Annotated in this window: 20 protein-coding genes and 1 pseudogene; 6 read left to right on the top strand and 15 right to left on the bottom strand. The window is 71.9% G+C overall.

Features of this window, described 5'->3' with window-relative positions; translation table 11 throughout:
• Positions 1 to 17: 17 nt before the first annotated feature.
• The 6 genes from AXW62_RS14630 to AXW62_RS43930 all read right to left on the bottom strand — a co-directional run bounded on the left by AXW62_RS14630 (position 18) and on the right by AXW62_RS43930 (position 6,730).
• Positions 18 to 1,160: an FAD-dependent oxidoreductase gene (locus AXW62_RS14630; RefSeq protein ID WP_060944916.1), complete on the bottom strand. Its 1,143-nt coding sequence runs from the start codon at positions 1,158 to 1,160 to the stop codon at positions 18 to 20.
• Between the two features lie 241 nt (positions 1,161 to 1,401).
• Complete coding sequence (locus AXW62_RS14625; protein WP_060944915.1) at positions 1,402 to 2,094, bottom strand: TetR/AcrR family transcriptional regulator; 693 nt, start codon at positions 2,092 to 2,094, stop codon at positions 1,402 to 1,404.
• Between the two features lie 202 nt (positions 2,095 to 2,296).
• On the bottom strand, positions 2,297 to 3,562 hold the full coding sequence (locus AXW62_RS14620; RefSeq protein ID WP_060944914.1) for an alpha/beta fold hydrolase: 1,266 nt from the start codon (positions 3,560 to 3,562) through the stop codon (positions 2,297 to 2,299).
• A gap of 121 nt (positions 3,563 to 3,683) precedes the next feature.
• Entirely contained in the window at positions 3,684 to 4,343 is a 660-nt protein-coding gene (locus AXW62_RS14615) for a response regulator (protein WP_030826499.1), read from the bottom strand.
• Positions 4,328 to 6,346, bottom strand: coding sequence for an ATP-binding protein (locus tag AXW62_RS14610; protein WP_060944913.1), 2,019 nt, complete (start codon positions 6,344 to 6,346; stop codon positions 4,328 to 4,330). Before AXW62_RS14610 ends, AXW62_RS14615 begins: the two co-directional genes overlap by 16 nt.
• Positions 6,347 to 6,550: 204 nt before the next feature.
• Complete coding sequence (locus tag AXW62_RS43930; RefSeq protein ID WP_067079376.1) at positions 6,551 to 6,730, bottom strand: hypothetical protein; 180 nt, start codon at positions 6,728 to 6,730, stop codon at positions 6,551 to 6,553.
• 209 nt (positions 6,731 to 6,939) lie between these two features.
• Here AXW62_RS43930 and AXW62_RS14605 point away from each other — a divergent pair, with 209 nt between their 5' ends.
• Positions 6,940 to 8,046, top strand: coding sequence for a serine hydrolase domain-containing protein (locus AXW62_RS14605; protein WP_159060879.1), 1,107 nt, complete (start codon positions 6,940 to 6,942; stop codon positions 8,044 to 8,046).
• Positions 8,047 to 8,292: 246 nt separating this feature from the next.
• The gene (locus tag AXW62_RS14600) at positions 8,293 to 8,820 is read left to right on the top strand and encodes a hypothetical protein (RefSeq protein WP_060944949.1); all 528 of its coding nucleotides are present in this window, start codon (positions 8,293 to 8,295) and stop codon (positions 8,818 to 8,820) included.
• A gap of 18 nt (positions 8,821 to 8,838) precedes the next feature.
• On the opposite strand, the gene AXW62_RS14595 is transcribed toward AXW62_RS14600, so the two are convergent.
• Both AXW62_RS14595 and AXW62_RS14590 read right to left on the bottom strand, forming a co-directional pair.
• Positions 8,839 to 9,525 (bottom strand): response regulator, encoded by a 687-nt coding sequence (locus tag AXW62_RS14595; protein WP_060944911.1) that lies wholly within the window; start codon positions 9,523 to 9,525, stop codon positions 8,839 to 8,841.
• A complete protein-coding gene (locus AXW62_RS14590) occupies positions 9,522 to 10,790 on the bottom strand; it encodes a sensor histidine kinase (protein WP_060944910.1) in 1,269 nt (422 codons plus the stop codon). The genes AXW62_RS14595 and AXW62_RS14590 overlap by 4 nt, the downstream gene beginning before the upstream one ends.
• Before the next feature lie 132 nt (positions 10,791 to 10,922).
• On the opposite strand from AXW62_RS14590, the gene AXW62_RS14585 reads away from it, so the two are divergent.
• Together AXW62_RS14585 and AXW62_RS45790 are read left to right on the top strand one after the other, a co-directional pair.
• Positions 10,923 to 11,489, top strand: coding sequence for a class I SAM-dependent methyltransferase (locus tag AXW62_RS14585; protein WP_060944948.1), 567 nt, complete (start codon positions 10,923 to 10,925; stop codon positions 11,487 to 11,489).
• A 61-nt stretch (positions 11,490 to 11,550) separates the two neighbouring features.
• Entirely contained in the window at positions 11,551 to 12,036 is a 486-nt protein-coding gene (locus tag AXW62_RS45790) for a hypothetical protein (protein WP_244503154.1), read from the top strand.
• Positions 12,037 to 12,308: 272 nt separating this feature from the next.
• Here the strand turns inward: AXW62_RS45790 and AXW62_RS47110 are convergent, their stop codons facing one another.
• The 3 genes from AXW62_RS47110 to leuA all read right to left on the bottom strand — a co-directional run bounded on the left by AXW62_RS47110 (position 12,309) and on the right by leuA (position 15,136).
• On the bottom strand, positions 12,309 to 12,404 hold the full coding sequence (locus tag AXW62_RS47110; RefSeq protein ID WP_078962129.1) for a cold-shock protein: 96 nt from the start codon (positions 12,402 to 12,404) through the stop codon (positions 12,309 to 12,311).
• Between the two features lie 39 nt (positions 12,405 to 12,443).
• Positions 12,444 to 13,157, bottom strand: a complete 714-nt coding sequence (locus AXW62_RS14575; protein WP_030835455.1) for a TerB family tellurite resistance protein — start codon at positions 13,155 to 13,157, stop codon at positions 12,444 to 12,446.
• 185 nt (positions 13,158 to 13,342) lie between these two features.
• Positions 13,343 to 15,136: a 2-isopropylmalate synthase gene (gene leuA / locus AXW62_RS14570; protein WP_060944908.1), complete on the bottom strand. Its 1,794-nt coding sequence runs from the start codon at positions 15,134 to 15,136 to the stop codon at positions 13,343 to 13,345.
• Positions 15,137 to 15,616: 480 nt separating this feature from the next.
• Between leuA and AXW62_RS14565 the strand changes: the two genes are divergently transcribed.
• Together AXW62_RS14565 and AXW62_RS14560 are read left to right on the top strand one after the other, a co-directional pair.
• Complete coding sequence (locus AXW62_RS14565) at positions 15,617 to 16,738, top strand: M4 family metallopeptidase (RefSeq protein WP_079105860.1); 1,122 nt, start codon at positions 15,617 to 15,619, stop codon at positions 16,736 to 16,738.
• Positions 16,739 to 16,765: 27 nt separating this feature from the next.
• The gene (locus AXW62_RS14560) at positions 16,766 to 17,032 is read left to right on the top strand and encodes a protealysin inhibitor emfourin (RefSeq protein WP_060944907.1); all 267 of its coding nucleotides are present in this window, start codon (positions 16,766 to 16,768) and stop codon (positions 17,030 to 17,032) included.
• A 154-nt stretch (positions 17,033 to 17,186) separates the two neighbouring features.
• On the opposite strand, the pseudogene AXW62_RS42815 reads toward AXW62_RS14560, so the two are convergent.
• The 4 genes and pseudogenes from AXW62_RS42815 to AXW62_RS14545 all read right to left on the bottom strand — a co-directional run.
• A pseudogene (locus AXW62_RS42815) lies at positions 17,187 to 17,297 on the bottom strand (GTPase Era); the annotation flags it as partial.
• Positions 17,298 to 17,383: 86 nt separating this feature from the next.
• Positions 17,384 to 18,349, bottom strand: a complete 966-nt coding sequence (gene era, locus AXW62_RS14555) for a GTPase Era (RefSeq protein WP_102865609.1) — start codon at positions 18,347 to 18,349, stop codon at positions 17,384 to 17,386.
• Between the two features lie 69 nt (positions 18,350 to 18,418).
• Positions 18,419 to 18,781 carry a cytidine deaminase-like protein gene (locus AXW62_RS14550; RefSeq protein ID WP_030835470.1) on the bottom strand — a complete coding sequence of 121 codons (363 nt, stop codon included), beginning with the start codon at positions 18,779 to 18,781 and terminating at the stop codon, positions 18,419 to 18,421.
• A gap of 246 nt (positions 18,782 to 19,027) precedes the next feature.
• Entirely contained in the window at positions 19,028 to 22,300 is a 3,273-nt protein-coding gene (locus AXW62_RS14545) for a beta strand repeat-containing protein (protein ID WP_079115624.1), read from the bottom strand.
• Positions 22,301 to 22,884: the final 584 nt, after the last annotated feature.

Raw genomic sequence — 22,884 nt, 5'->3', positions numbered from 1 at the left:
GGCCGTAAGCGCTGGCCTCACTGGGCTGCCGGGCCGGAGGTGAAGAGGGCGACCATCTGCTCCAGGCCGCGCTCGCCGAACATGGTGTCCAGGTTGGCGGCGGACTCGGCGGCGGACTCCTCGCTGCGCGGGAAGAGGGCCTCCTCGTACGCGGCCAGGGCGGCTTCGGTGTCGCCGGGGTGGGCCGCGATGGTCAGGGCGAGTTCGGCGCCGTCGAGCATGGCCAGGTTGGCGCCCTCCCCGGCGAAGGGGGACATCACGTGGGCGGCGTCACCGAGCAGCGTCACGCCCGGGACCCGGTCCCAGCGGTGGCCGACGGGCAGGGCGTGAATACGGCGCGGGGTGATCGTGTCCGCGTCGGCGACCAGGCCGCGCAGGCCCTCGTCCCAGTCCTCGAAGTGGGCGAGGACCGCGGCCTTGGCAGCGGCCTGGTCGGTGAAGTCGACCGTGTCCAGCCAGCCCTCGTCGGCCTTGAGAGCCGTGTAGACGTGGAGACTGCCGTCGGTCTCCCGGTGCGCGAGGACACCGCGCTCGTGTCCCAGGGCGATGAAGAACCCGCCGCCGATGACCGCGGCGCTGCGCGGGTGGCGAGTGTCGGCGTCGAACAGGTCGGTCTCGACGAAGGAGATGCCGGTGTAGGCGGGCCAGGCGCTGGAGACCAGCGGCCGAATCCGGGACCAGGCGCCGTCCGCGCCGATCAGGAGATCGGTGGTGATGGCCGAGCCGTCGGCGAACGTCACCTCGTGACGCCCGTCGTCCAGCGCCCGGGCCCCGGTGACCTTCCGGCCCCAGTGGATCGCGCCGTCGGGCAGGGAGTCGAGCAGCAGGTCACGCAGGTCGCCGCGGTCCACCTCCGGCCGGCTGCCGGTGCCGTCGTCCTCCTCGGCCACGTGCACCGTGCCGTCGGGGCCGAGCAGGCGCATGGCCTGACCGCCCTCGTGGACGAGCTTGAGGAAGTCGTCGTGGAGGCCGGCGGCGTGCAGGGCCTTCTGGCCGTTCTCCTCGTGGATGTCGAGCATCCCGCCCTGCGTGCGGGCCGCCGCCGACGCCTCCAGCTCGAAGATCGCCGACTCGATGCCGTTGACGTGCAGGACGCGGGCGGCGGTCAGGCCGCCGAGACCTGCCCCGATGATCGCTATCGGGAAATGACGGGTGCTCATGGGGGCCTCCGAAAGCAGTAGGGGAAAACGCCTCGGTGCGCCGAGTCATCGCCGCCGACGCCGCAAGGGCTCCGTGCAGGGGCGGCGTGGGCGACGGGGCGGCAAGGGATGCCTCGGCCACCCCCTCACCGTACCGAACACGTTCGTTACGAACAAGTTCGTCAGAGCGCGGGCAGGCGGCGAGGAAAACGCGCGTTCCCAAGCCGCATCCGCCGCCCGGGCGGGCCGCCCGGCCTCAGGCTCAGTCCCCTGCGCCCGGGACGGGTGTGTGGGTGATGCCGTTGACGAGGACGTCGAAGCTCCAGCGGATCCTGTCCGGCACCGAGCCGTCGATCAGGGCGGGCATGTGCGCGGTGATCGCCGGATGTGTGCTGGCGTCCACGGCGTGCAGCGCCCGCACGGTGGCGTTCCAGTCGTCCCCGGAGGCGAGGTCGTGCTCACGCGTCGAATGCTCGGCAGCGGTTGCTGTCCCATCCTGGAGCAGTTTGTCCACCCCCCAGGCGACCTGCTCGCGGCCGGCGCCGCTTTGCGAGAGGAGGTCGAGGATGCGCTCCACCAGGCGCAGGTAGTTCTCGCCGCTCGGGCGGGCGACGAGTGCGGCCCGCGCGAGCTGCGGGTGCTCGAACAGCACCTGGGTGTACGACGTCATGACGGCGCGGAGCTGCTCGCGCCAGTCCCCACCGCCGTCCCGCCCGGTCAGGTCGACCTCGCCGAGCAGGGAATCCAGGACGGCCGCATGCAACTCGGCAGTGTTGGCGACGTACACGTACAGCGACGACGGGCCGGTGTCCAGCTCCTGCGCCAGGCGGCGCATCGTGACCTTCCCCAGCCCCTCCGCCCGCATGATCCGCACGGCGGTGTCCACAATGCAGCGCCGGGACAGGGCGGGCTTCGCCGGACGCTCACGGCTGATCGGCTCTCTTCTCGCAGTCATAACCCGATCGTACGAACATGTTCGAACCCTGGGGTTGCCGGTTCGCCCGGTTCTGTGGAATCGGCTTTGTCAAGCATCTCCCGTCTTTTGCCCTGCCGGACGTCGACGATCGACAGTGATGTTGCCGTCGCGGGAACACCGATCTGGCGAGGTGTCGGCCCGGCGGGGGTGGGGACGTCCGTGAGCCGATCCAGGTTCCGACTCAGCCGGTGCCCGTCGGCAGCGGTTCGTCCAGGAGGAAGGCCCGCAGCAGTGCGGTGTAGCGGCCGGGCTGTTCACCTGAGATGGAGTGTCCGGCTCCCTGGACGGTCACCAACTCGGAGCCTGCGAGGGTGTGTTGGTACTCGGCGGTCACGGCGGGCTTGATGAAGTCGCATTCCCCTCGCATGATCAGAGAGGGGACGTGCAGGGTGCGCAGACGGGGCCGGGGGTCGGGGAGCTGCTCGAAGTCCCTGACGGTCATCTGGTTGCTGTAGAAGCCCTGAGGGTTGTCGTGCGCCGTGGTGGGCGAAGCGCCCTCGCACGAGGTGCTGTCTTTTCCCTGGAGGGCGACTTCGTGCATCCAGTGGTCGACCTCGCGGTCGCCGACCAGCGCGTGCGCGGCGCCGGGGTTGATCTGGAGGAGCAGGCTCGCCGCGATGATGCGGGGTGCGCTGTTCAGCCGGTCGAGCCGGGCCTTCTGGTCGGGAGAGAGGCGGTTCCAGGGTTGCCCGGCCTTGGAGCCGGGGTATTGACGGCCCCACAGCGCGCCCGGCGAGGTGAAGACCGCTTTGGCGACGTGCTCGCCATGGGCGGCCAGGTACTGGGCGGTGAGTGATCCGCCCCAGGACTGGCCGACCAGGGTGATCCGGTCGGCGCCGAGTGTGCGCCGGATCGCTTCCAGGTCGGCGACCTGTCGGGCGACGGTGTATCCGGTGACGTCCCGCAGCCGGGTGGAGCGGCCGGCGCCGAGCTGGTCGTAGGAGTAGACGTCGAAGCCGTCCGCCGCGAGTTCACGGCCCCCGGTGTGGACGCCCTCGCCGGGGGTGCCAGGACCGCCGTGCAGGAAGATCACCGGGGTCGGTCTGGCCTTGCCTGTGGCGGGGGTGTGGACGTAGGCGATGCGTGAACCGGTCGGCAGATCCCAGAACCGCACGCCGGGCGGGGCGGAGGCGGCCGTCGTGGTGGGCATCGGATGGAGGACGGTGACGGCGGCGAGGACGGCGACGGCCGCGGTCAGGCCGACCGTGAGGAACGCGGACGCCCGCAGGGCCGGGCGGCGGTCGAGGCCGAACAGGGCGAACGCCGCCCGGCCCAGCAGTCCGCCGACCACGGCGCCGCAGACGAGACCGACGATGACCAGGACCGGCACGCTCGCGGTGGCGAACGCCGCGCCGAGGAAACCGGCCACCGCCACGGCAGGGGTCAGCAAGAGCGCCAGGAACAGCAGGACCCCGCCGGCGACACGGTGGAGAAGTATGCGTGACATGCCTTCGAGACTAGGAAGCCGACGCGGGCGATCCGTCCAGCTCAGGGACGGTCCCGCCGCGTGCGAGGGCCGCCTGGCGGCGGGGTGTCACCCCCACCTCACGGCGGGGTGCCGACTCACCTCACGGCCCGCTGCCCGGCCGGATCAGCCCCGTCTCGTACGCGGCGATCGTCGCCTGCACCCGGTCGCGTACGCCGAGCTTGCCGAGGAGGACGGAGACATGGTCCTTCACGGTGGGCGGACTCACCCCCAGCACCGCCGCGATCTCCGCGTTGGACAGCCCCCGCGCGACCTGCCGCAGCACCTCCGTCTCGCGTGGGGTGAGCAGGTCGAGCCGGGCCGTGTCGAGCGGACCGGGCCCGTCCGTGAACCGGTCGATCAGCGTGCGGGTGACCGCCGGATCGAGCAGCGCGGCGCCCCCGTGGACCACCCGTACCGCGTCGATCACCCGCTCCGGCTCGGCGTCCTTGAGCAGGAAACCGGCGGCCCCGGCGCGCAGCGCGGCGAACAGGTACTCGTCGAGACCGAAGGTGGTGAGCACCAGAACACGGGTCGCGGGGCTGCGTTCGGTGATCGCGGCGGTCGCCGCGAGCCCGCCGATCCCCGGCATCCGGACATCCATCAGCGCGACGTCCGGCCGCGCCGACAGCGCGAGTTCGACCGCCGTGTCGCCGTCCGCCGCCTGCCCGACGACGCACAGGTCGGGTTCCGCGTCGAGGATCGCCGCGATCCCGGCCCGTACGACGGCCTGGTCGTCCGCGACGGTCACTCTGATCGCCATGGGAACGCCTCCGGGAGCCATACGCGTACCGCACCGCGGTCGGTCGTCGAGAGGGTACCGCCGGCGGCGTCCGCGAGGGCGCGCAGCCGCCGCTCCACCGCGGGAACGGCGGGTGCCGGACCGGAAACCTCCACGCCGTCGGTGAGCGTGCGCACGGTGAGGGTGACGCCCACCGCAATGAGCGCGGAGGCGGTCCGGTACGCGAAGACCTCCACGGCGGCGGGCAGCGGACGGCGTGCTCCGACGTACCGGACGACGGCGCCGTAGCGCGCGGCCAGCGCGGTGATCCCGGAGACGGTGGGCGGAGGGGCGTCGTCGGTGTCGTCCCCTGCGCGCAGCCCGGACAGCAGGTCCCGCAGAGCGGTCAGTCCGGCGCGGGCCTCTTCCCGCACGGCCCGCAGGTCCCCCTCCTCCGCTGCGGCGACGACCGCCCGCGCGTGCCGGAGCGCCGTTTCCCGCAGCCCGGTGGCGAACAGCAGACGCTGCGCGGACACCGCCGCATCGGCGTCCCCGTCGAGCAGGACCCGCCGCCGGGTGTCCGCGGCCCGCAGCCGCTCATACCGCCGGGCGGTCCGGCGCCCCCACGACCAGACGGCGAGGGCGGGGACGGCCAGCACGCCCGCCAGTACGGCCCAGGCCGCCGTACGGCTGCCGGTGATGCCGCTGCCGCTCGCCAGCGCGAGCCCGCCCACGGCGGCCACGGCGAGCGGCGCGAACAGGCCTCGGCGCCACGGCAGACGCACTCCGACGCTGTGGACGAGCGTCAGCTCGACCCACCCGTACACCAGGAAGATGTCGCTCACCGGCGGCTGGGTCCAGCCCGTCCGGTCGCAGGCCCACCACAGCAGCAGCGCCGACAGCACCGCCGCGAGCGCGCGGCCGGGCGCCCGTGAGCGCCAGGCCAGCGGCACGGCGTGCAGGCCCGACAGCACGATGGTCACCAGCGCGGGCAGCAGGCCGCCGAACGGAGCTGGTACGTCGGCCGACAGCAGGCTCGCGCCGAGCGACAGCGCGATCGCCAGGGCCACCAGCGCGTAGTCGAGCGCGGCCGTCCCACGCCACAAGGGCCACCGGCGGAGGGGAAGAACCGTGGCCGCAGGCAGCGAGGCCCGCACGCTCCAGCCCTCTCGACGGCCTTGCCTCACGGGTCCCGCGCGGAACGTCCCGCCCGTCGCGGTGACCGTGGCCGCCAGCCCCGCGAGACCGCGCCCGGTCCCGAGGCCCGGCTCGACGGCCGTACCGCCGTCGTCCGTGACGGTGACGACGAACAGGTGATCGCCGCCGGCCCGTACGGGCTTGTCCCGGTCGTCCGTCGGCTCGATCCGGACGCGCACTGTCGCGCCCTCGGCGTACCGGGCCGCGTTGGTCAACGCCTCCCGGACGACCCGGTACGTCGCTTCCGTACTGCCCGGCGGTGCCTTGTCGACCGTGCGCCGGTAGTCCACCGAGTGCGCGGCGGCCAGCGCGTCGACCTCGGCGAAGCCGGCCGCGGTCGCGTCCAGCTCGGTGAGGCGCTCCAGTTCGCGGACGGCCTCCCGGCCCGCCTCGTCGGCGTGGCGCAGCGCGTCACCGGTCCGTTCCCGGTCGGCGAGCCTGAGCGCGGCGCCCGCGGCCACCACGATCCCGGTCAGCCGATGCGCGGCCACGTCGTGCAGCTCCGCCGCCAGCCGGTCCCGTTCCGCCAGCGCGGCGAACAGCGGGACCGCCGCCGTGCCGGCCTCGTAGTCCGCCAGCGCGGACCGGCGGGCCGACCGGTGCCGGCGGGAGCGGCCCGTCGCCCAGACGACCGCCACCACCCCACCGGCCGTCAGCGCGACCCCCGCCACGTAGTGCGGCGGTTCACCGCGTACGGCGGGGAGCGCGGCGACGGCCAGCGTGAGCACGACGGCTCCCGTGAGGGAGGAACCGGCGGTCGTGCGTACGGCCAGCAGATGGACCATGATCAGCGCGCAGACCGCCGCGACGAGGGAGAGGCCCCACACGTGCCCCGCGAAGCCGTTCATTGCCCCACGCCGACGGCGGGCGACCGCTCGACGACCTCCATTCCGGCAGACTATCCCGGCTTTTCGGTTGGGGTGATGAGACGTCGTTGATCGTCGACTGGCGCGTGGGCGGGGTGTTTTCACCGCTTGGGCATGGCGGCGTCCCGGCGCGGTGGTCGGGTTCTCCAAGGTCTTTCGGGTCGTGGGCGAGCAGGGGTTTGCCGGTCAGTCGGCGGGACGGGGCAAGTGCGGCGAGGCGGTGGAAGGCTGTGGCGAGGTCGCCGATATCCGCAGGCGCAGTCGGCGGCCGTCGCGGGTGAGGCGTGCGGTGACGTGCAGCAGCCGGTAGCGGAGCTTCCTCGGTCCGGCAGCCGCGAGTTCGCCGTCCCGCAGCAGGAGACGCATCCAGGCCGGCGGGTCGATCGCGGTGAGGCCAGGGGAACCCCCGATCCCGGCGTCGGGGTGGCCGGATCCGTTGTTCCGGGAAACCCCTTCGTTCCCGGGGTGGATTCGTCGTACTGGCGTGGACGGGCACCATCGTCCACGCCAGTACGACGGGGATCACAGGGAACAGCGAGGGCGGGAGAACGATGAGGGGCTCACGATTCGGGGCGTTGGCACTGCTGACGGTGTGCGCGCTGGTTCCCACGGCGGGCGGTGCGGTCGCCGCGCCGCCCGCCGTGGCACCGGACGGAAGCGCGTTGCAGGCGGCGCTGGACCGGGTGACGGCAACCGGAGCGATCGGCGCGGTCGCCGAGGTCCGGCAGGGCGACGCCGTATGGCGCGGCAGCAGCGGCAAGTCCAGGCTCAACGGCCGGCAACCGGCCCCCGCCAACGGCCGCTTCCGCGCCGGAAGCGTCACCAAGACGTTCACCGCCACCGTGGTGCTCCAACTGGTGGGGGAGGGGCGGCTACGTCTGTCCGACACCGCCGAGCGGTGGCTCCCCGGCCTCGTTCCCGCCCTCGGAGGCGACCGGATCACGGTCCGGGACCTGCTCCAGCACGCCAGCGGCCTGCCCGAGTACACGGACGGACTGCTCGACGGCGACGCCCCCCGTGACCGCTTCCGCACCTGGACACCGGCCGAGCTGGTCCGACGTGCCGTCAAGGACGGCAACCGGGACCGCCCTCTGCTGTTCCCGCCGGGCACCGATCACCATTACTCCAATACGGACTACATCGTGCTCGGCATGATCATCGAAAAGGTCACCGGCCGCTCGTACCGCACCGAGATCGACCAGCGCATCATCCGGCCCCTCGGACTCCGGGACACCCGCCTGCCGGGCTCCTCTCCCTTCATCACCGGGCCCCACTCCCACGGCTACGAACCGGTGGAGAAAGCGGACGGGACACTCGTCCCGGTGGATTTCACCACCGTAAACATGTCCGTCGCCGGCGCTGCGGGTGAGATCATCTCCACCACCGCCGACCTCGACCGCTTCTTCCGAACCTTGCTCAGCGGCAGCCTCCTGCGCCCGGCTGAGCTGCGCGAGATGACCGCCGACACCAGCGGCGGCTGGGGCCTCGGCCTGGAGATCGCCACGCTCCCCTGCGGCACGATCGTGGGCCACGGCGGCGGCACTCCCGGCTACCGCACCATCTCCTTCCACACACTCGACGGCACCCGCCAGGTCACCGTGGCTTGGACGGACTGGGGCACCGACGCCGACGCCAGCCCCGCGGCCCTCGCCCTGATGACCGCTGCCCTGTGCCCCTCGTAGCCAACAACGGCCTAGCGGTCCCGACCTCCTCCGGAACGAGGCAGCAGCTGGAAACGGTGGAGCCGGTCTTCGCGCAGAACACCCGCTCCGCCACAGCGTCCTGACCCGGAGGGGCGAAACACTGTGGCGATGCTGCCGCGATGCCGTCGCCCGTCGGTGCGGGTGAACCCGAGCGCATCACGGCCTCGGGCTCTTCCCGTCGACCCTCGGTCCAGGTCTCGGTGGCACCCCGCTTAGGCTGTGGTCGTGGATTACGGCGAGCTTGAGGCGGACGTTCTGCGGCTGGTCGTCGGGGCCACCGAGGGTGGCGTTCGTGCCTTCGGTGAGGAGACGGTCACTCGTCTGGTGCGGCCGGAGCTGCTGCGCGGTGCGGCTGAGGACGAACTCACCGAAGAGGCCCGGGCGGCACTGGCCACCGCCTGCGCGAACGTCTTGACGATCAGCGCTGCCGAGCTGCACGACGAGCTTGCGACGATCTATGACGGCATCTTGGTCGATGACGATCTGGACCCCGGAGTCCTCACCGCCATCGGCGCGTTGGCGCATTGGAAGAGCTACCTGAAGCAGAACCGGCGCGGCGAGGTCTACGAACTCGCCATCCGTTCCATCGAGGACATCGACCACGAGGTCTCCGCCGACCTCGACGACATCCTCGCCACACTGGAGATGGCGGCCGAGTACGAGCGCATCCGCCGGCTGCTGGCTCCCGGAGCGGAGAGGAACGCGGGACCCACCGCAGGTAGTTCTGGGAACACGGCGATGCGGGCAGTCTGACGCTGTGCCCGTCGCTGTTCAGTCCCCGGCCTGTATCAGCCCGCTTTCGTAGGCGAAGATCACTGCGTGGATACGGTCACGGAGGCCGAGTTTGGTCAGGATGCGGCCGAGGTGGGTCTTGACGGTCGTCTCCCCGACGAAGAGGCGGTCGGCGATCTCGCCGTTGGCCAGCCCTCGGGCGACCAGGGCGAGGACTTCCCGTTCCCGGTCGGTGAGCGCGGCCAGGCGGCTGCGCTGGGCGGGCACGGACGTGGGGGATTGCAGGACGAAGCGTTCGACCAGGCGCCGGGTGAGTGAGGGCGCCACCATGACCTCCCCCCGCAGTACCGCCCGGACGGTTACCAGGATCTCCTCGGCGGGGGCGTCCTTGACGAGGAAGCCGTTCGCGCCGGCGCGCAGGGCCGCGTAGGCGTACTCGTCGAGGTCGAAGGTGGTGACGACGAGGATGCGGGGCCCGTGGGGCTGCGCGCAGAGGTGTTCGGTCGCGGCGAGCCCGTCCAGGCCGGGCATGCGTACGTCCATCAGGACGAGGTCCGGTTCCAGGGCGGCCACGCCGGTGATCGCGGCATCCCCGTCGGCGGCCTCGCCCACCACGGTGAGGTCGGGCTGGCTGTCGATGACCATGCGCAGTCCCATCCGGATCAGCTCCTGATCGTCGCAGATCAGCACCCGGGACGACGACGGAGCGGGGGCCGGGCTGGTCATGGGGTCGCCGTGGTGGGCTCGGGCTTGGTGGGGCGCAAGGAGGCGGTGACTCGGTAGCCCCCGTCGGGTGTGGGTCCGGCGTCGACGCTCCCGCCGTACAGGGCGGTGCGTTCGCGCATGCCGGTTAGTCCGTGACCGCAGGAGAGCAGTCGGGCGGGGTGCTCCGGGACGGCTCCCGCTCCGGCCGAGTTCTCCACCCTGACGAGGACCAGCCGCCCCGGCCCGTCGGTACCAGTGTCGACCCGTACATGGACCGTTGCGTCCGGCGGCGCGTGCTTGACGACGTTGGTGAGCGCTTCCTGCACGATGCGGTACGTCTGCACGGTGAGATCCGCCGGAAGGCCGCCTGGCTCTCCGCGAAGGTCCAGCCGGGCGCGCGTGCCGTTCGTGTTGAGGCGCCCGACCAGCCGCCGCAGATCGGCCGAGAGGGACTCACCGGCCCCACCATGATCGGGCCCGGCCCCGGGGCTGCCGGCCGGGGCGTCCTCGTCGGGGGTGCGCAGCACCTCCAGCAGTCGGCGCAGTTCGTCCAGGGCGTCGCGGCCGGTCGCGCTGATGACGCCAAGGGTGCGGTCGACGACCGTGGGGTCGGCGTGCCGCATCAGCCTGCCGCCCTCGGCGTTCAGCACCATCACGCTCACGCTGTGTGCGAGGACGTCGTGGATCTCGCGGGCGATGCGAGCCCGCTCCTCGGCGACGGCGACCCGGGCCAGGGCGAGGCGTTCCGACTCGGCGAGCGCGGCCCGCCGCTCGAACTCGGCGATATAGGCGCGCCGGGCACGGACGTACTCGCCGAACACCCAGGCCCCGGCCAGCAGGAGCCCCACGGCGAGCGGGGTGGGCCAGGCACCGCGGGCACCCGGGCCCCCGTAGTCGCGCTGCCAGGCGGGAATCCACAGCACGACGCAGCCGGCGGCACAGATCACCGTCGCTGCGGCGGCCCGGCGCAGGCCGCGTACCGTGAGGGTGGCCAGGACCGCGGCCAGGGCGACGGCGCCGCGTCCCGGTTCCTGTCCCCACACCTGCCCGAGGTACTGCGCCCAGAACCCGGCCGCCACCAGGGCCGCGACGAGCACCGGCCGGCGGCGGCGCCACAGCAGCGGCAGCACCAGAGCGGCGTACACGACCGCCTGCACCCAGACCGGCCGCCAGCCCGGCTGCGGGCGGATCACCGGGGGCACGGCAACCAGCACGACCAGCAGCAGGTCCGTCAGCCACGGATGTCCGCGCCGCAGGCGGGGCAGGGTCTCAATCAGCCGGTGCACCGCCTCACGCTACGGCCGGGGCCCGCTCCCCGGCATCGTCCTGGCGGGCGTCACGGGGTCCTCCCGCAGTCGTACGGACACCGGCCGGGGATACGACGTGCGGCCACCCGGGGCGTTTCCACCATGGCCGCCATGTCGATCACCACAGAGTTCTTCAGACGGCCCCTCATGACCGGTGCCGTGGCGGCCAGTTCACGACGACTGGCGTACGCGATGACCGAGGGCATCGGCCTGGAGCAGGCCCGGACCGTTGTCGAGCTCGGCCCGGGGACCGGGGTGTTCACCGACGCGATCCTCGCCCGGCTCGCCTCCGACGCACGGCTCGTCGCCGTCGAGCTCAACCCGGTGCTCGCCGCCCGGCTGTCGGCCACCCGGCGCGACACACGGCTGACCGTGGTGCAGGGTTCGGCGGCCGAGCTGGCCGTCGTGGTCGGCGGACCGGTCGACGCGGTGGTCTCCGGGCTGCCGTGGACGGTCATGCCGCAGAACCAGCGCGGGTACATCCTGGATGCCGTGACCGCAGTCCTCGCGCCCGGTGGCCGGTTCACCACCTTCGCCTACCTGCACGCGGCCTGGACCCCGCCTGCCCGCCACTTCACCGCCGAACTGGCCTGCCGTTTCGACCGCTTGGAACGTTCGAAGACGGTGTGGGCGAACCTGCCGCCCGCTTTCGTGCACCGGGTCACCCAGAGGCCATGACCGCGAGCAGACCCGCGAGAGCGAGGACAGGGCGAAGAAGTAGCCGCCGTCGGTGGGGGAGATGGCTTCGTACATCCCCAAGGTGCATGCCGAGGGCAGCGGCGCGCTGATGGCTCAGCACTGCTCCCTGGACTATCCCGGCGGGGTGGCCGATCTCGCCGCCCACGACGAGGACCAGCTGTCGGCGGCTCCGCCACCCCTGCCGGGCTTCGCCCCGTCGGATGGCGGCAGCCAGTTCCGCGGCCACCGCATCCTCCTGCAGTGCCACGCCGGCCTCGAACTCCTCCGCCAAGCCCTCCACGAACACTCCACCCCCTACGCCGGCGTCCTCGACACGCTCTGCGGCCGCCTGCCCGAACCAACCCGGCGTGAGCGCGACGCCTGGGGCAGGCTGGCCGTCGAGGGACCACCGGGCGAACAGGTCGGCCTGGAACCTTTCGGGCCACCAGAACAGACCGGACTGGATCGCCAGCCCGCGCCCGGGCAACCGGCGTCGCTCCCCTACCCGACCACGAGAGCATTCATGAGCGCCAAGGAGAGCCGATGAGCTCCTGGGACCTGTGATGGTGGGTCATCCTGCCCTACCTCGCCCTCGTCCAGGCCAAGGTCACCCTGCAAAGCCGCGTGAAGTGGGGCGGCCGCTGCGTGACCCTCCAGGGCGCAGGCGCGTCGACCCGGCGACACGTGCAGTTTGAGCTGGCGTCAGCACAGGTACACGGCTCCCGATGTCCTGCCCGGTCGCTTCGGCGGATCAGCGCCGAGGCTCCGTCCCAGTGACCTCACGGTCGGTGCGGAGCCCCTAGATATGCTCCCGCATCGTTACTTCTGCCGAACGACGTTCTCCGCCTGCGGCCCCTTCGGTCCCTGTGTCACCGCGTACTCGACCCTGTCGCCCTCGTAGAGCTCCTTGCGCACGGAAGCCCAACGGTGCCCGGTGACCTGAGCACCTGAACGTCAGAACGCCGCCCGTGTCGCGGCCAGCAGCCGGGCCGTGTCGTCGGGGCAGATCATCAGCGCCCGGCCGACCGTCTCCAGGACCGCGCGCTCGGCCGGCCGGTACGGCCCGTCGGCCACGGCGATCCGGGCGCCCTGCAGCAGGACGGCCTCCCGGCCGGTGGGGGCCAGATGCGGTGCCAGGGGCTCCAGGGACTCGTGCAGCTCGATGGCGAGCGCCGTACCGCACGGGTCCAGGCCGTCGCGCTCACCGCTGCCCGCGCCCGGGAGCCGCCCGGTGTCGGCGGCGAGCGCCTCGATGAGGGCGAGCAGCTGCTCCTCACCGCAGTCGGCGAACCCGGCGGCGCGCACCGCGCCGACCGCGACCTGCCGGACCGCCGCCGACTCGGTGCCGCCGGCGGCGAGGACCGCGAGCGCCACGGTGTGCACCGCGTCGCGGAGCATCGCCGAGAAGCGGGTGGTGGTCGGGTGGTCGAGCACCTCCATGCCGTAACGGCTGTCGCAGGCGGCGCATTCGACAATGGGGGCGACCGGTCCGCGCGGCAGCAGCGGCAGGCCGAGCAGCACGATGCGGCGGCGGCCGGTGCGGCGGCGGTAATTGCGGTCGCCTCCGCACTCCGGGCAGAAGAACTCACCATCGCCGACGGTCCGCCACAGCGTGCGTACGCCTACCACACACAGGTCACGGTCACGGCGGGCTCGCCGGTGCACCACGTCACACCTCCATAACGCTTCGGCCACGTTGCCGCGTTGACGTGATGCTAGCCACATCCATGATGTGGCGTCAGTACCCCGAACGGAGACAACAGGCCAAACCCGAGGCCCCGCCCACCTCATGCGGTGAACGGGGCCCGTGTGGGTGACAGGTCAACGGGGTGACGGACCCGTCCGGTGAAAGATCACCGCCGCGCCCGGTTCACCGCCGAGACGACCGCCTTCAGGGAGGCGCGCACGATGTTGGCGTCGATCCCGACTCCCCACAGCACCTGCCCGTCGATCGCGCATTCGATGTACGAGGCGGCCTGGGAGGCGGCGCCCTCGCTCAGGGTGTGCTCGGAGTAGTCCAGCAGCCGTACGTCCACGTCGATCGCGGCCAGGGCGTCGAAGAAGGCCGCCAGCGGGCCGTTGCCGGTGCCGGTCAGCACGGTCTCGGCGCCGTCCACGACCGCCTCGACGGTGAGCGCGTCGGTGCCCTCGCTGGTGGTGGACGTCTGCGCGCTGCGCAGCGCGATCCGGCCCCACTGGTTGTCGTCGGTCGGCAGGTACTCGTCCCGGAAGACCGCCCAGATCTGGTCCGGGGTGACCTCGCCGCCCTCGGCATCGGTCTTGGCCTGAATCGTCTTGGAGAACTCGATCTGCATCCTGCGCGGCAGGTCCAGGTTGTGGTCGTTCTTCAGGACATAGGCGATGCCGCCCTTGCCGGACTGGGAGTTCACCCGGATCACGGCCTCGTAGGAGCGGCCGACGTCCTTGGGGTCGATGGGCAGGTACGGGACCGCCCACTCGATCTCGTCCACCGTCTTGCCCTGCTCGGCGGCGCTCGCCTCCAGCGCCTCGAACCCCTTCTTGATGGCGTCCTGGTGGGAGCCGGAGAAGGCGGTGTAGACCAGATCGCCCGCGTAGGGGTGGCGCGGGTGGATCTCCATCTGGTTGCAGTACTCGGCGGTGCGGCGGATCTCGTCGATCTGCGAGAAGTCGATCTGCGGGTCGACGCCCTGGGAGAACAGGTTCATGCCCAGCGTCACCAGGTCGACATTGCCGGTGCGCTCGCCCTGCCCGAACAGGCAGCCCTCGATCCGGTCGGCCCCGGCCATGATCGCCAGCTCGGCGGCGGCGACCGCGGTGCCCCGGTCGTTGTGCGGGTGCACCGACAGGCAGATGTGCTCGCGCCGGGACAGATGGCGCGACATCCACTCGAAGCGGTCCGCGTGGGTGGAGGGGGTGGAGCGCTCGACGGTGGCCGGCAGATTGAGGATGATCTCTCGGCCCGCCTCGGGCTGCCAGACGTCCATGACGCCCTCGCAGACCTCCAGCGCGAAGTCCAGCTCGGTGTCGGTGAAGATCTCCGGGCTGTACTGGTAGCCGAAGACCGTGTCATCACCGAGGATCTTGTCGGCGTACTCCATCACCAGCCGGGTGCCGTCCACCGCGATCTGCTTGACCTGCTCCCTGGTGCCGCGGAAGACCACACGGCGGAAGGTGGGGGCGGTGGCGTTGTACAGGTGCACGGTGGCCTTGTGCGCCCCGCGCAGCGACTCGACGGTGCGCTCGATCAGCTCCTCGCGCGCCTGGGTGAGGACGGAGATCGTCACGTCCTCCGGGATCGCGCCCTCCTCGATGATCGACCGTACGAAGTCGAAGTCGGTCTGGCCGGAGGAGGGGAAGCCGACCTCGATCTCCTTGTAGCCCATGCGCACCAGCAGGTCGAACATCGCGCGCTTGCGGACCGGGGACATCGGGTCGATCAGCGCCTGGTTGCCGTCCCGCAGATCGGTGGACAGCCAGCGCGGGGCGGCGGTGATGCGGTTGTTCGGCCAGGTGCGGTCCGGGATGTCGACGGCCTCGTAGGGGCCGTACTTGTGGATCGGCATGCCCGAGGGCCGCTGGGTGACGGTCGCGGCGGTGATGGGCGTGGGACGGCCGACGGCGTTGCCGGAGATCTCGGAATGGCCGGGCGTATCGGAGTGGGTCATGGTGCGCGGGGCTCCTTGTGTAGATCCGCTGTCCGCTGGACGGATCCGCTGTGCGGAAGTCCTGGGGGCGGCCGACGGGGCGCGATCACCGCAACGCCGAACTCCGCGGGGAGGGGGTCGGCCTTCGACTACAGGCCCTCGCCGCGGCAGCTAAGAAGAAGCAGCCCGAAACGCATGATGGGAAGCAGCCTAACCGAGACGGACGGGACACGGCGGACCCGTATCACTATACGGACCGGGACATGCCTCACCCGGACCGCCGCGTGGGCCTCACGCGGCCCGGCGCATGTGCCCTCACGCGGACCGGCGCATGTGCCACGCGGACCGCCGCGTGGGCCTCATGCGGACCGGCACATGTGCCTCATGCGGACCGGCGCATGCTTCGCGGAGGAATACGCATCTTCCACTCGATTTCAGCAATCATGACCGCAAGGCGTGACACCCGTACGACGCGGTGCGACATTGCCAGCCATGGACCCCATGGACGCCAACGCCTCTGCCCGCGGTCACCGCCGCACCGCCGCCCCCGGACCCCACCGCACCGCCTTCTGCACGATCGTGCCGCCGCACGTGCTCGACAAGCTGTCCCACGCCGAGGACGCCTCGCTGGCCGATCCCGCCCGCCGCACCCTGGAGCACGACGCCCTGCAGCGCACCCGCCGCCGGATCACCACCGTGCGCGGAATCCCCGCCGCGCGTGCCGCCGCCCCCTCCGACAAGCCCCGGCGCACCATCTACGACGCCCAGCACAAGACCACGCTGCCGGGCAGCAAGGTGCGCGGCGAAGGCGACCAGGCGGGCGCGGACGCCTCGGTCAACCGCGCCTACGACGGGCTCGGCGCGACCTTCGAGCTCTTCCTGAAGGCGTACGGCCGGCGCTCGGTCGACGACTCCGGCCTGCCGCTGAACGCGAGCGTCCACTACAGCGAGGACTACAACAACGCCTTCTGGGACGGCGAGCAGATGGTCTTCGGCGACGGGGACGGCGAGGTCTTCCTGGACTTCACCATCCCGATCGACGTCATGGCCCACGAGCTCACCCACGGCGTCACGCAGTACACCGCCAACCTCGAGTACTTCGGCCAGTCCGGGGCGCTCAACGAGTCGATGTCCGACGTCTTCGGCTCACTCGTCAAGCAGCACGCGCTCGGCCAGAGCGCCGAGGAGGCCGACTGGCTGATCGGCGCGGGGCTGCTGACGGAGCGGGTCACCGGCGTGGCGCTGCGCTCGCTGAAGGCCCCGGGCACGGCGTACGACGACGATGTGCTGGGCAAGGACCCCCAGCCGGGCACGATGGACGACTACGTCCGCACCTCACGGGACAACGGCGGCGTCCACATCAACTCCGGCATCCCCAACCACGCCTTCTACCTCGCCGCCACCGCCCTGGGCGGCCACGCCTGGGAGCGCGCCGGGCAGATCTGGTACGACGTGCTGACCGGCGGCGACCTGGCCTCCGACGCGGAGTTCGCCGACTTCGCCCAGCTCACGGTGGCCGCGGCACACGCCCGCTACGGCGAGGGCGAGGAGCAGGCGGCGGTGCGGGAGGCATGGACGCAGGTGGGCATCACCGATCTGCGGGCCCACGCGGGCGCGCGCTAGGGCACGCCATCGGGTAGTGATGGAGCCATGCGCATCTCCGTCATCCGCACCGGCGGATTCGCCGGAATCGAGCGCCGGGCCGAGCTGGACACCACCGGCCGGCCCGACGCCACCCATCTGGACGCCCTGGCCCATCAGGCCGTCGAGACCGGCCACACCACGGCCCCGCGCGGGGTCCCCGACGGCTTCCAGTACGAGATCACCGTCGACGGCCGCACCATCCACGCCGCGGACCCCCACCTGAGCGACGCCCAGCGGGAACTGATCCGGACGGTGCTGAAGGAGGGGGCGTAACGGGCCGGAGGGCGCGCCGGGGCGCATAGGAGCGCGGCGGGGGATGCGGGTGCGGGCCGCCGGGGCGCGCCCGCCCCGGGCACGGTCGCCCGGGGCGGGTGGCAACGCGTCCGCCGGGCGGCTCAGAACCCCCGACCGGCGGTAAGGGCCGACCTCAGAACCCCAGCTTCCGCAACTGCTTCGGATCCCGCTGCCAATCCTTGGCCACCTTCACATGAAGGTCCAGGAAAACCGGCGTACCGAGGAGCGCCTCGAGCCCCCTCCTTCTGCCGCCCTCGCACCGCTCGGCCCCGGGCGGCCTCCCGGGCTTCGGGCGCCCGCGCCGGCCTCCGACCGGCGTAAGGGCCGACCTCAGAACCCCAGCTTCCGCAACTGCTTCGGATCCCGCTGCCAATCCTTGGCCACCTTCACATGAAGGTCCAGGAAAACCGGCGTACCGAGAAGCGCCTCGATGTGTTTGCGGGACTTGGTGCCGACCTCTTTCAGGCGGCGTCCCTTGGGACCGATGATGATCCCCTTCTGGCTGGGCCGCTCGATGTAGAGGTTGGCGTGGACGTCGAGGAGCGGCCGGTCCGCGGGGCGGCCCTCGCGGGGCAGCATCTCCTCCACGACCACCGCGATGGAGTGCGGCAGCTCGTCCCGTACGCCCTCCAGCGCGGCCTCCCGGATCAGCTCGGCGACCATGACCTGCTCGGGCTCATCGGTGAGGTCGCCCTCCGCGTAGAGCGTCGGGCCCTCCGGCAGCAGCGGGACCAGCAGGTCCGCCAGCAGACCCACTTGCTGGTCACCGACGGCCGACACCGGGACGATCTCGGCCCACTCGATGCCCAGTTCCTTGCCGAGCCGGTCGATGGCGATCAGCTGCTGGGCCAGTTGCTCGGACTCGACCAGATCGGTCTTGGTGACGATCGCGACCTTGGGGGTCTTCTTGATCCCCGCGAGCTCGGTGGCGATGTAGCGGTCGCCGGGGCCCAGCTTCTGGTCGGCGGGCAGACAGAAGCCGATGACGTCGACTTCGGCCCAGGTGGTGCGCACGACGTCGTTGAGCCGCTCGCCGAGCAGGGTGCGCGGCTTGTGCAGACCGGGGGTGTCGACGAGCACCAACTGGGCGTCGGGGCGGTGCACGATGCCACGGACGGTGTGGCGGGTGGTCTGCGGGCGGTTGGAGGTGATCGCGACCTTCGTCCCCACCAGCGCGTTGGTCAGGGTCGACTTGCCCGCGTTGGGGCGGCCGACGAAGCAGGCGAAGCCCGAGCGGTGCGGAGTCTCCCGCTGCTCGGTCGAGGACGGGGAGGTACGGGCAGTCATGGACCCCATTCTCCCCGATCCCCCCGACCGGTTCGGACCAGGCCGTCCCGGCCCCGTGCGACCGCCGATGGCGGTGGGTCAGGCCGGCAGGGTGGTCCGCAAGCCGCCGTCGGGGCCGGCCACCAGCACCGGGGTCCCGGCCCCGCCGAGGTCCCGTACGGCCGCGCGGTCCTCCTCGGACGCGCTCTCGGCCTCGGTCACCACGGCCGCGGCCTCCAGGGACGTGGCACCGCTCGCCACGGCCATGGCGACGGCGGTCCGCAGCGCGCTCAGCTTCAGCGAGTCGAGGGCCACGGTGCCGGCGACGTAGGTACGCCCCGTCTCGTCGCGGACGGCGGCACCTTCCGCCACGGAGTTGCGGGCCCGCGCGGAGCGGGCCAGCGTGATGATCTTGCGGTCTTCGGGGTCCAGCTGCGCTGCATCGCTCATGCGGATGAGCATATGGGGCGCCCACCGGTGGTGACGCCGGTGGGCGGGGTGGAGGCTCCGCGTCCGCACGGCGGCCCGCGCCGGGCCGCCGTGCGGCGGTCCGGCGCGGGCGTGCGGTGTCTCCTGTGGCTGCGTCCTGTGTCCTGTGTGGCTGAGTCCTGTGTGGCTGAGTCCTGTGTGGCTGAGTCCTGTGTGGCTGTGTCCTGTGTCTGTTGCCGTGTGCTGTGTCTGCTCCAGGTGTCCGCCGACCTCCGGGCGTTACGGGAGGATCGGCGTCGGCTGGAAGGTCAGCGAGGCCGAACCCGACGACGGGCTCAGCCCCGGAGCGCCGGCGAAGGAGGCGGTGTACGTCGAGGCGGTGAGGACGGTCGGATCCACGGTGACGTTGCTGAGCGTCGCCGTGCCACTGGCGTTGGTGACCGCGCTGCCCAGGGTGATCGGGCCCAGCGCGGAGTTGGCGACGAAGGTGATGGTCCGGCCGGGGAGCGGGTTGTTCGACGCGTCCCTCAGCGTCGCGCTCATGGTCGGAATGACCAGCGTGCCGTTGAACCGCAGCCGGATGGTGGCCGGGGTGGCGGTCACGGTGGTCGTGGTCCCCGCCACGACCACGGTCTGGACGATGGCCGGTGAGGTCGAACCGGCGAAGCAGCCGTCGCCGCCGTAGGTGGCGACGACCGTGTGCGGTCCGGCGGTGAGGGCGCTGGTGCTGACGGTGGCCTGTCCCGAGCCGTTCAGCGTGCCGGTGAGGGTGGGGCCACCGCTGATCAGGAAGGTGACGGTCCCGGTCGGGGTGCCCGTCGCCGGCGGCAGCGCGGACACGGTGGCGGTGAAGGTCACGGTCTGGCCGGGGGCGGACGGGTTCGGCGAGGAGGTGAGCGTGGTGGTGGTGCTCGCCTGGCCGACGGTGACGGAGCCGGAGCCGGACGAACCCGCCACACCCGCGTCACCGGCGTACGTGGCCGTCACCGCATGCGTACCCACCGACAACGCACCAGTCGTCACACACGCCTTACCCGACCCATCCAACGTCCCCGTCAACGTCGGACCACCCGCGACCGCGAACGTCACCGACCCCGTCGGCACACACGTCCCCGGCGCCACAGGCGTCACCTGCGCACACACCGTCACCGACTGACCGCACACCGGAGAAACCGGCGACACCGTCACCGTCGTCGTCGACGCGGCCTGACCCACCGTGACCGAACCGGAACCCGACGAACCCGCCACACCCGCGTCACCCGCGTACGTAGCCGTCACCGCATGCGCACCCACCGACAACGCACCAGTCGTCACACACGCCTTACCCGACCCATCCAACGTCCCCGTCAACGTCGGACCACCCGCGATCGCGAACGTCACCGTCCCGGTCGGCGTACAGGTACCCGGCGCCACCGTGGTGACCTGTGCGCACACCGTCACGGACTGACCGCACACCGGAGAAACAGGCGACACCGTCACCGTCGTTGTCGACGCGGCCTGGCCGACGGTGACCGAGCCGGAACCCGACGAACCCGCCACACCCGCGTCGCCCGCGTACGTAGCCGTCACCGCATGCGTACCCACCGGGATGGCACTGGTGGTCACACACGCCTGGCCCGTCACATCCAGCGTCCCCGTCAGCGTCGGGCCGCCCGCGACCGTGAACGTCACCGATCCCGTCGGGACACACGTCCCCGGCGCCACAGGCGTCACCTGCGCACACAGGGTCACCGGCTGGCCGCACACCGGGTTGCTGGGCAGGAAGGACAGCGTGGTCGTCGACGCGGCCTGCCCCACCGTGACGGAGCCGGAACCCGACGAACCCGCCACACCCGCGTCGCCCGCGTACGTAGCCGTCACCGCATGCGTACCCACCGGCAAGGCACCGGTCGTCACACACGCCTGGCCCGTCACATCCAGCGTCCCCGTCAACGTCGGGCCGCCCGCGATCGCGAACGTCACCGTCCCGGTCGGCGTACAGGTACCCGGCGCCACCGTGGTGACCTGTGCGCACAAAGTGACCGGCTGACCGCACACCGCCGGGTTGGGCGAGACGGTCAGGGCGGTCGTGGAGGCCGCCTGGTTCACCGTGATCGGCGTGCTGGCCGTCGAACTCGTGATGTTCGTGTCGCCCGCGTAGACGACGGTCACGGTGTGCGTGCCCACCGGGATGGCGCTGGTGGTCACGCATGCCTGACCGGCCCCGTTCAGCGTGCCGGTCAGGGTCGGGCCGCCCGAGACGGTGAACGTCACGTTCCCGGTGGGTGTGCAGGTGCTCGGCGGCGCGACGGTCACGTCCGCGCAGATGGTCACCGGCTCACCGCAGACGGACGGGCTGGGCGAGACGCTCACCGAGGTGGCCGATGTGCCCTGGCCCACGGTGATCGGCGCCGAGCCGCTGGAGCCCGCGACATCCGCGCTGCCCCCGTACGTGGCCGTCACGGTGTACGACCCGGTCGTCAGCGCGCTGGTGGTCACACATGCCTGGCCGGTTCCGTCCAGCGTGCCGGTCAGGGTCGGGCCGCCGGTGATCGCGAACGTCACCGTGCCCGTGGGCGTACAGGTGCTCGGCGGCGCCACCGACACCTGCGCACAGATGGTGATCGCCTCACCGCAGACCGGAGCGGCCGGTGTCACCGTGACCGATGTGGTCGACACTCCCTGGCCGACCGTGACCGATCCGGTGCCGGAGGAGCCCACGACATCCCCGTTGCCGCCGTAGGTGGCCGTCACGGCATGCGTACCCACCGGGATGGCACTGGTCGTCACGCACGCCTGGCCGGTTCCGTCCAGCGTGCCCGTGAGCGTCGGCCCGCCCGCCACGGAGAAGGTCACCGTGCCCGTCGGGGTACAGGTGCCGGGCGCCACCACCGCCACCTGCGCGCACAGGGTCACCGCCGCACCGCAGACCGGCGAGGCGGGGGACACCGTGAGGGTCGTGGTCGAGGAGGCCGGGCTGACGGTGAGCGGCACCAATGGCGAGTTGGACGCGGCGAAGTCGGTGTCGCCGCTGTAGAACGCGGCGACCTGGTGGGCACCCACGGCCAGGCCGGGGACGGTGACGGAGGCGTTCCCCGAGCCGTCGAGGGTTCCGGTCACCGTGGGCCCGTCGGCGCTGATGATGAAGGTGACCGTCCCCGTGGGGGTGCCGCTGCCCGGGGGCACGGCCGCCACGTGGGCGGTCAGCGTCACGGTCTGCCCGCAGACCGGCGCGGGCGGGACGGACGAGACGGTGGTGGTGGTCGCGGCCAGGTTGACCTGCTGGATCGTCGTGCCGGAGGAGTTGTCCAACGGATCGGTGGAGTTGACGAAGGTGGCGGTGACCAGATGGGAGCCGACGGCGAGCGACGAGTCGGTGACACTGGCCGTGCCGGAGTCCGGCCCGGTGGCGGTGAGCGTCACGGGCCCCAGCGTCGGACCGCCGGCGAGGACGAAGGTCACGTCCCCGAACGGAGCGGACCCGGCGGTGATACCGGTGACGGTGGCGGTGTAGGTGACGGACTGACCGAAGACGGAGGGGTTCGGTGTGGAGGTCACCGTGGTGGTGGACATGGAGGCGGCCGCCCTTTCCTGCTGGCAGGGGGATGAGCCGCCCGGCTCCGCGCGGTACAGGCCGCGCGGAGCCATGGCCTCTGCCTGGGGGTGCCCATACGGTCGGCCTGCCTACGTCAAGCGGACAAGCCGACTGTCCCCCGACAGAGGTATGGGCGACCCACCAGTCGGTATCTGCAAGTAAGCAGGGGACTACGTCAGATGGGCCAGAGGACGCACAGCGTTTCCACTCGGATGGCGGAGCGCGGCCCGCGCGTAGCCGATGCGCGGGCGTACGGGTGCGCATCGGCTGCGGCGAACGCCACGCCGATCGATGCGCGCGGCCCGGCGCGGCCCCGCCGGGCCACGCACCATCTCAACCTCGGCCTCGCCGGACGACGGAAGCGGCTCGGCGGCCAGGCGGCTCGACGGCCCGGCGGCCCGGCAGCCCCGCGGCCCGGAACCCGGCGGCCAGGCGGCTAGGCAGCTCGACAGCCCGGGAGCTTGGCAGCCCGGCGGCCCGGCGGCTCCACAGCCCCGTGGCCCGGAGCCCGGCAGCCCGGCAGCCCGGCGGCTCCGCGGCCCGGAGCCCGGCGGCCCGGAGC

It is taken from the genome of Streptomyces hygroscopicus subsp. hygroscopicus (assembly GCF_001553455.1).
Classification (GTDB): Bacteria; Actinomycetota; Actinomycetes; order Streptomycetales; family Streptomycetaceae; genus Streptomyces; species Streptomyces hygroscopicus.
This window is presented reverse-complemented; position numbering and strand designations above follow the sequence as displayed.

Coding starts and splice junctions, on each gene's coding strand:
- era (WP_102865609.1), bottom strand. CDS start 18,349: ATGGGGTCCATGACTGCCCGTACCTCCCCGTCCTCGACCGAGCAGCGG.
- AXW62_RS14630 (WP_060944916.1), bottom strand. CDS start 1,160: ATGAGCACCCGTCATTTCCCGATAGCGATCATCGGGGCAGGTCTCGGC.
- AXW62_RS14625 (WP_060944915.1), bottom strand. CDS start 2,094: ATGACTGCGAGAAGAGAGCCGATCAGCCGTGAGCGTCCGGCGAAGCCC.
- AXW62_RS14620 (WP_060944914.1), bottom strand. CDS start 3,562: ATGTCACGCATACTTCTCCACCGTGTCGCCGGCGGGGTCCTGCTGTTC.
- AXW62_RS43930 (WP_067079376.1), bottom strand. CDS start 6,730: ATGCGTCTCCTGCTGCGGGACGGCGAACTCGCGGCTGCCGGACCGAGG.
- leuA (WP_060944908.1), bottom strand. CDS start 15,136: ATGACCCACTCCGATACGCCCGGCCATTCCGAGATCTCCGGCAACGCC.
- AXW62_RS14595 (WP_060944911.1), bottom strand. CDS start 9,525: ATGACCAGCCCGGCCCCCGCTCCGTCGTCGTCCCGGGTGCTGATCTGC.
- AXW62_RS14615 (WP_030826499.1), bottom strand. CDS start 4,343: ATGGCGATCAGAGTGACCGTCGCGGACGACCAGGCCGTCGTACGGGCC.
- AXW62_RS45790 (WP_244503154.1), top strand. CDS start 11,551: ATGGCTTCGTACATCCCCAAGGTGCATGCCGAGGGCAGCGGCGCGCTG.
- AXW62_RS14560 (WP_060944907.1), top strand. CDS start 16,766: ATGCGCATCTCCGTCATCCGCACCGGCGGATTCGCCGGAATCGAGCGC.
- AXW62_RS14585 (WP_060944948.1), top strand. CDS start 10,923: ATGTCGATCACCACAGAGTTCTTCAGACGGCCCCTCATGACCGGTGCC.
- AXW62_RS14610 (WP_060944913.1), bottom strand. CDS start 6,346: ATGAACGGCTTCGCGGGGCACGTGTGGGGCCTCTCCCTCGTCGCGGCG.
- AXW62_RS14550 (WP_030835470.1), bottom strand. CDS start 18,781: ATGCTCATCCGCATGAGCGATGCAGCGCAGCTGGACCCCGAAGACCGC.
- AXW62_RS14565 (WP_079105860.1), top strand. CDS start 15,617: ATGGACGCCAACGCCTCTGCCCGCGGTCACCGCCGCACCGCCGCCCCC.
- AXW62_RS14545 (WP_079115624.1), bottom strand. CDS start 22,300: ATGTCCACCACCACGGTGACCTCCACACCGAACCCCTCCGTCTTCGGT.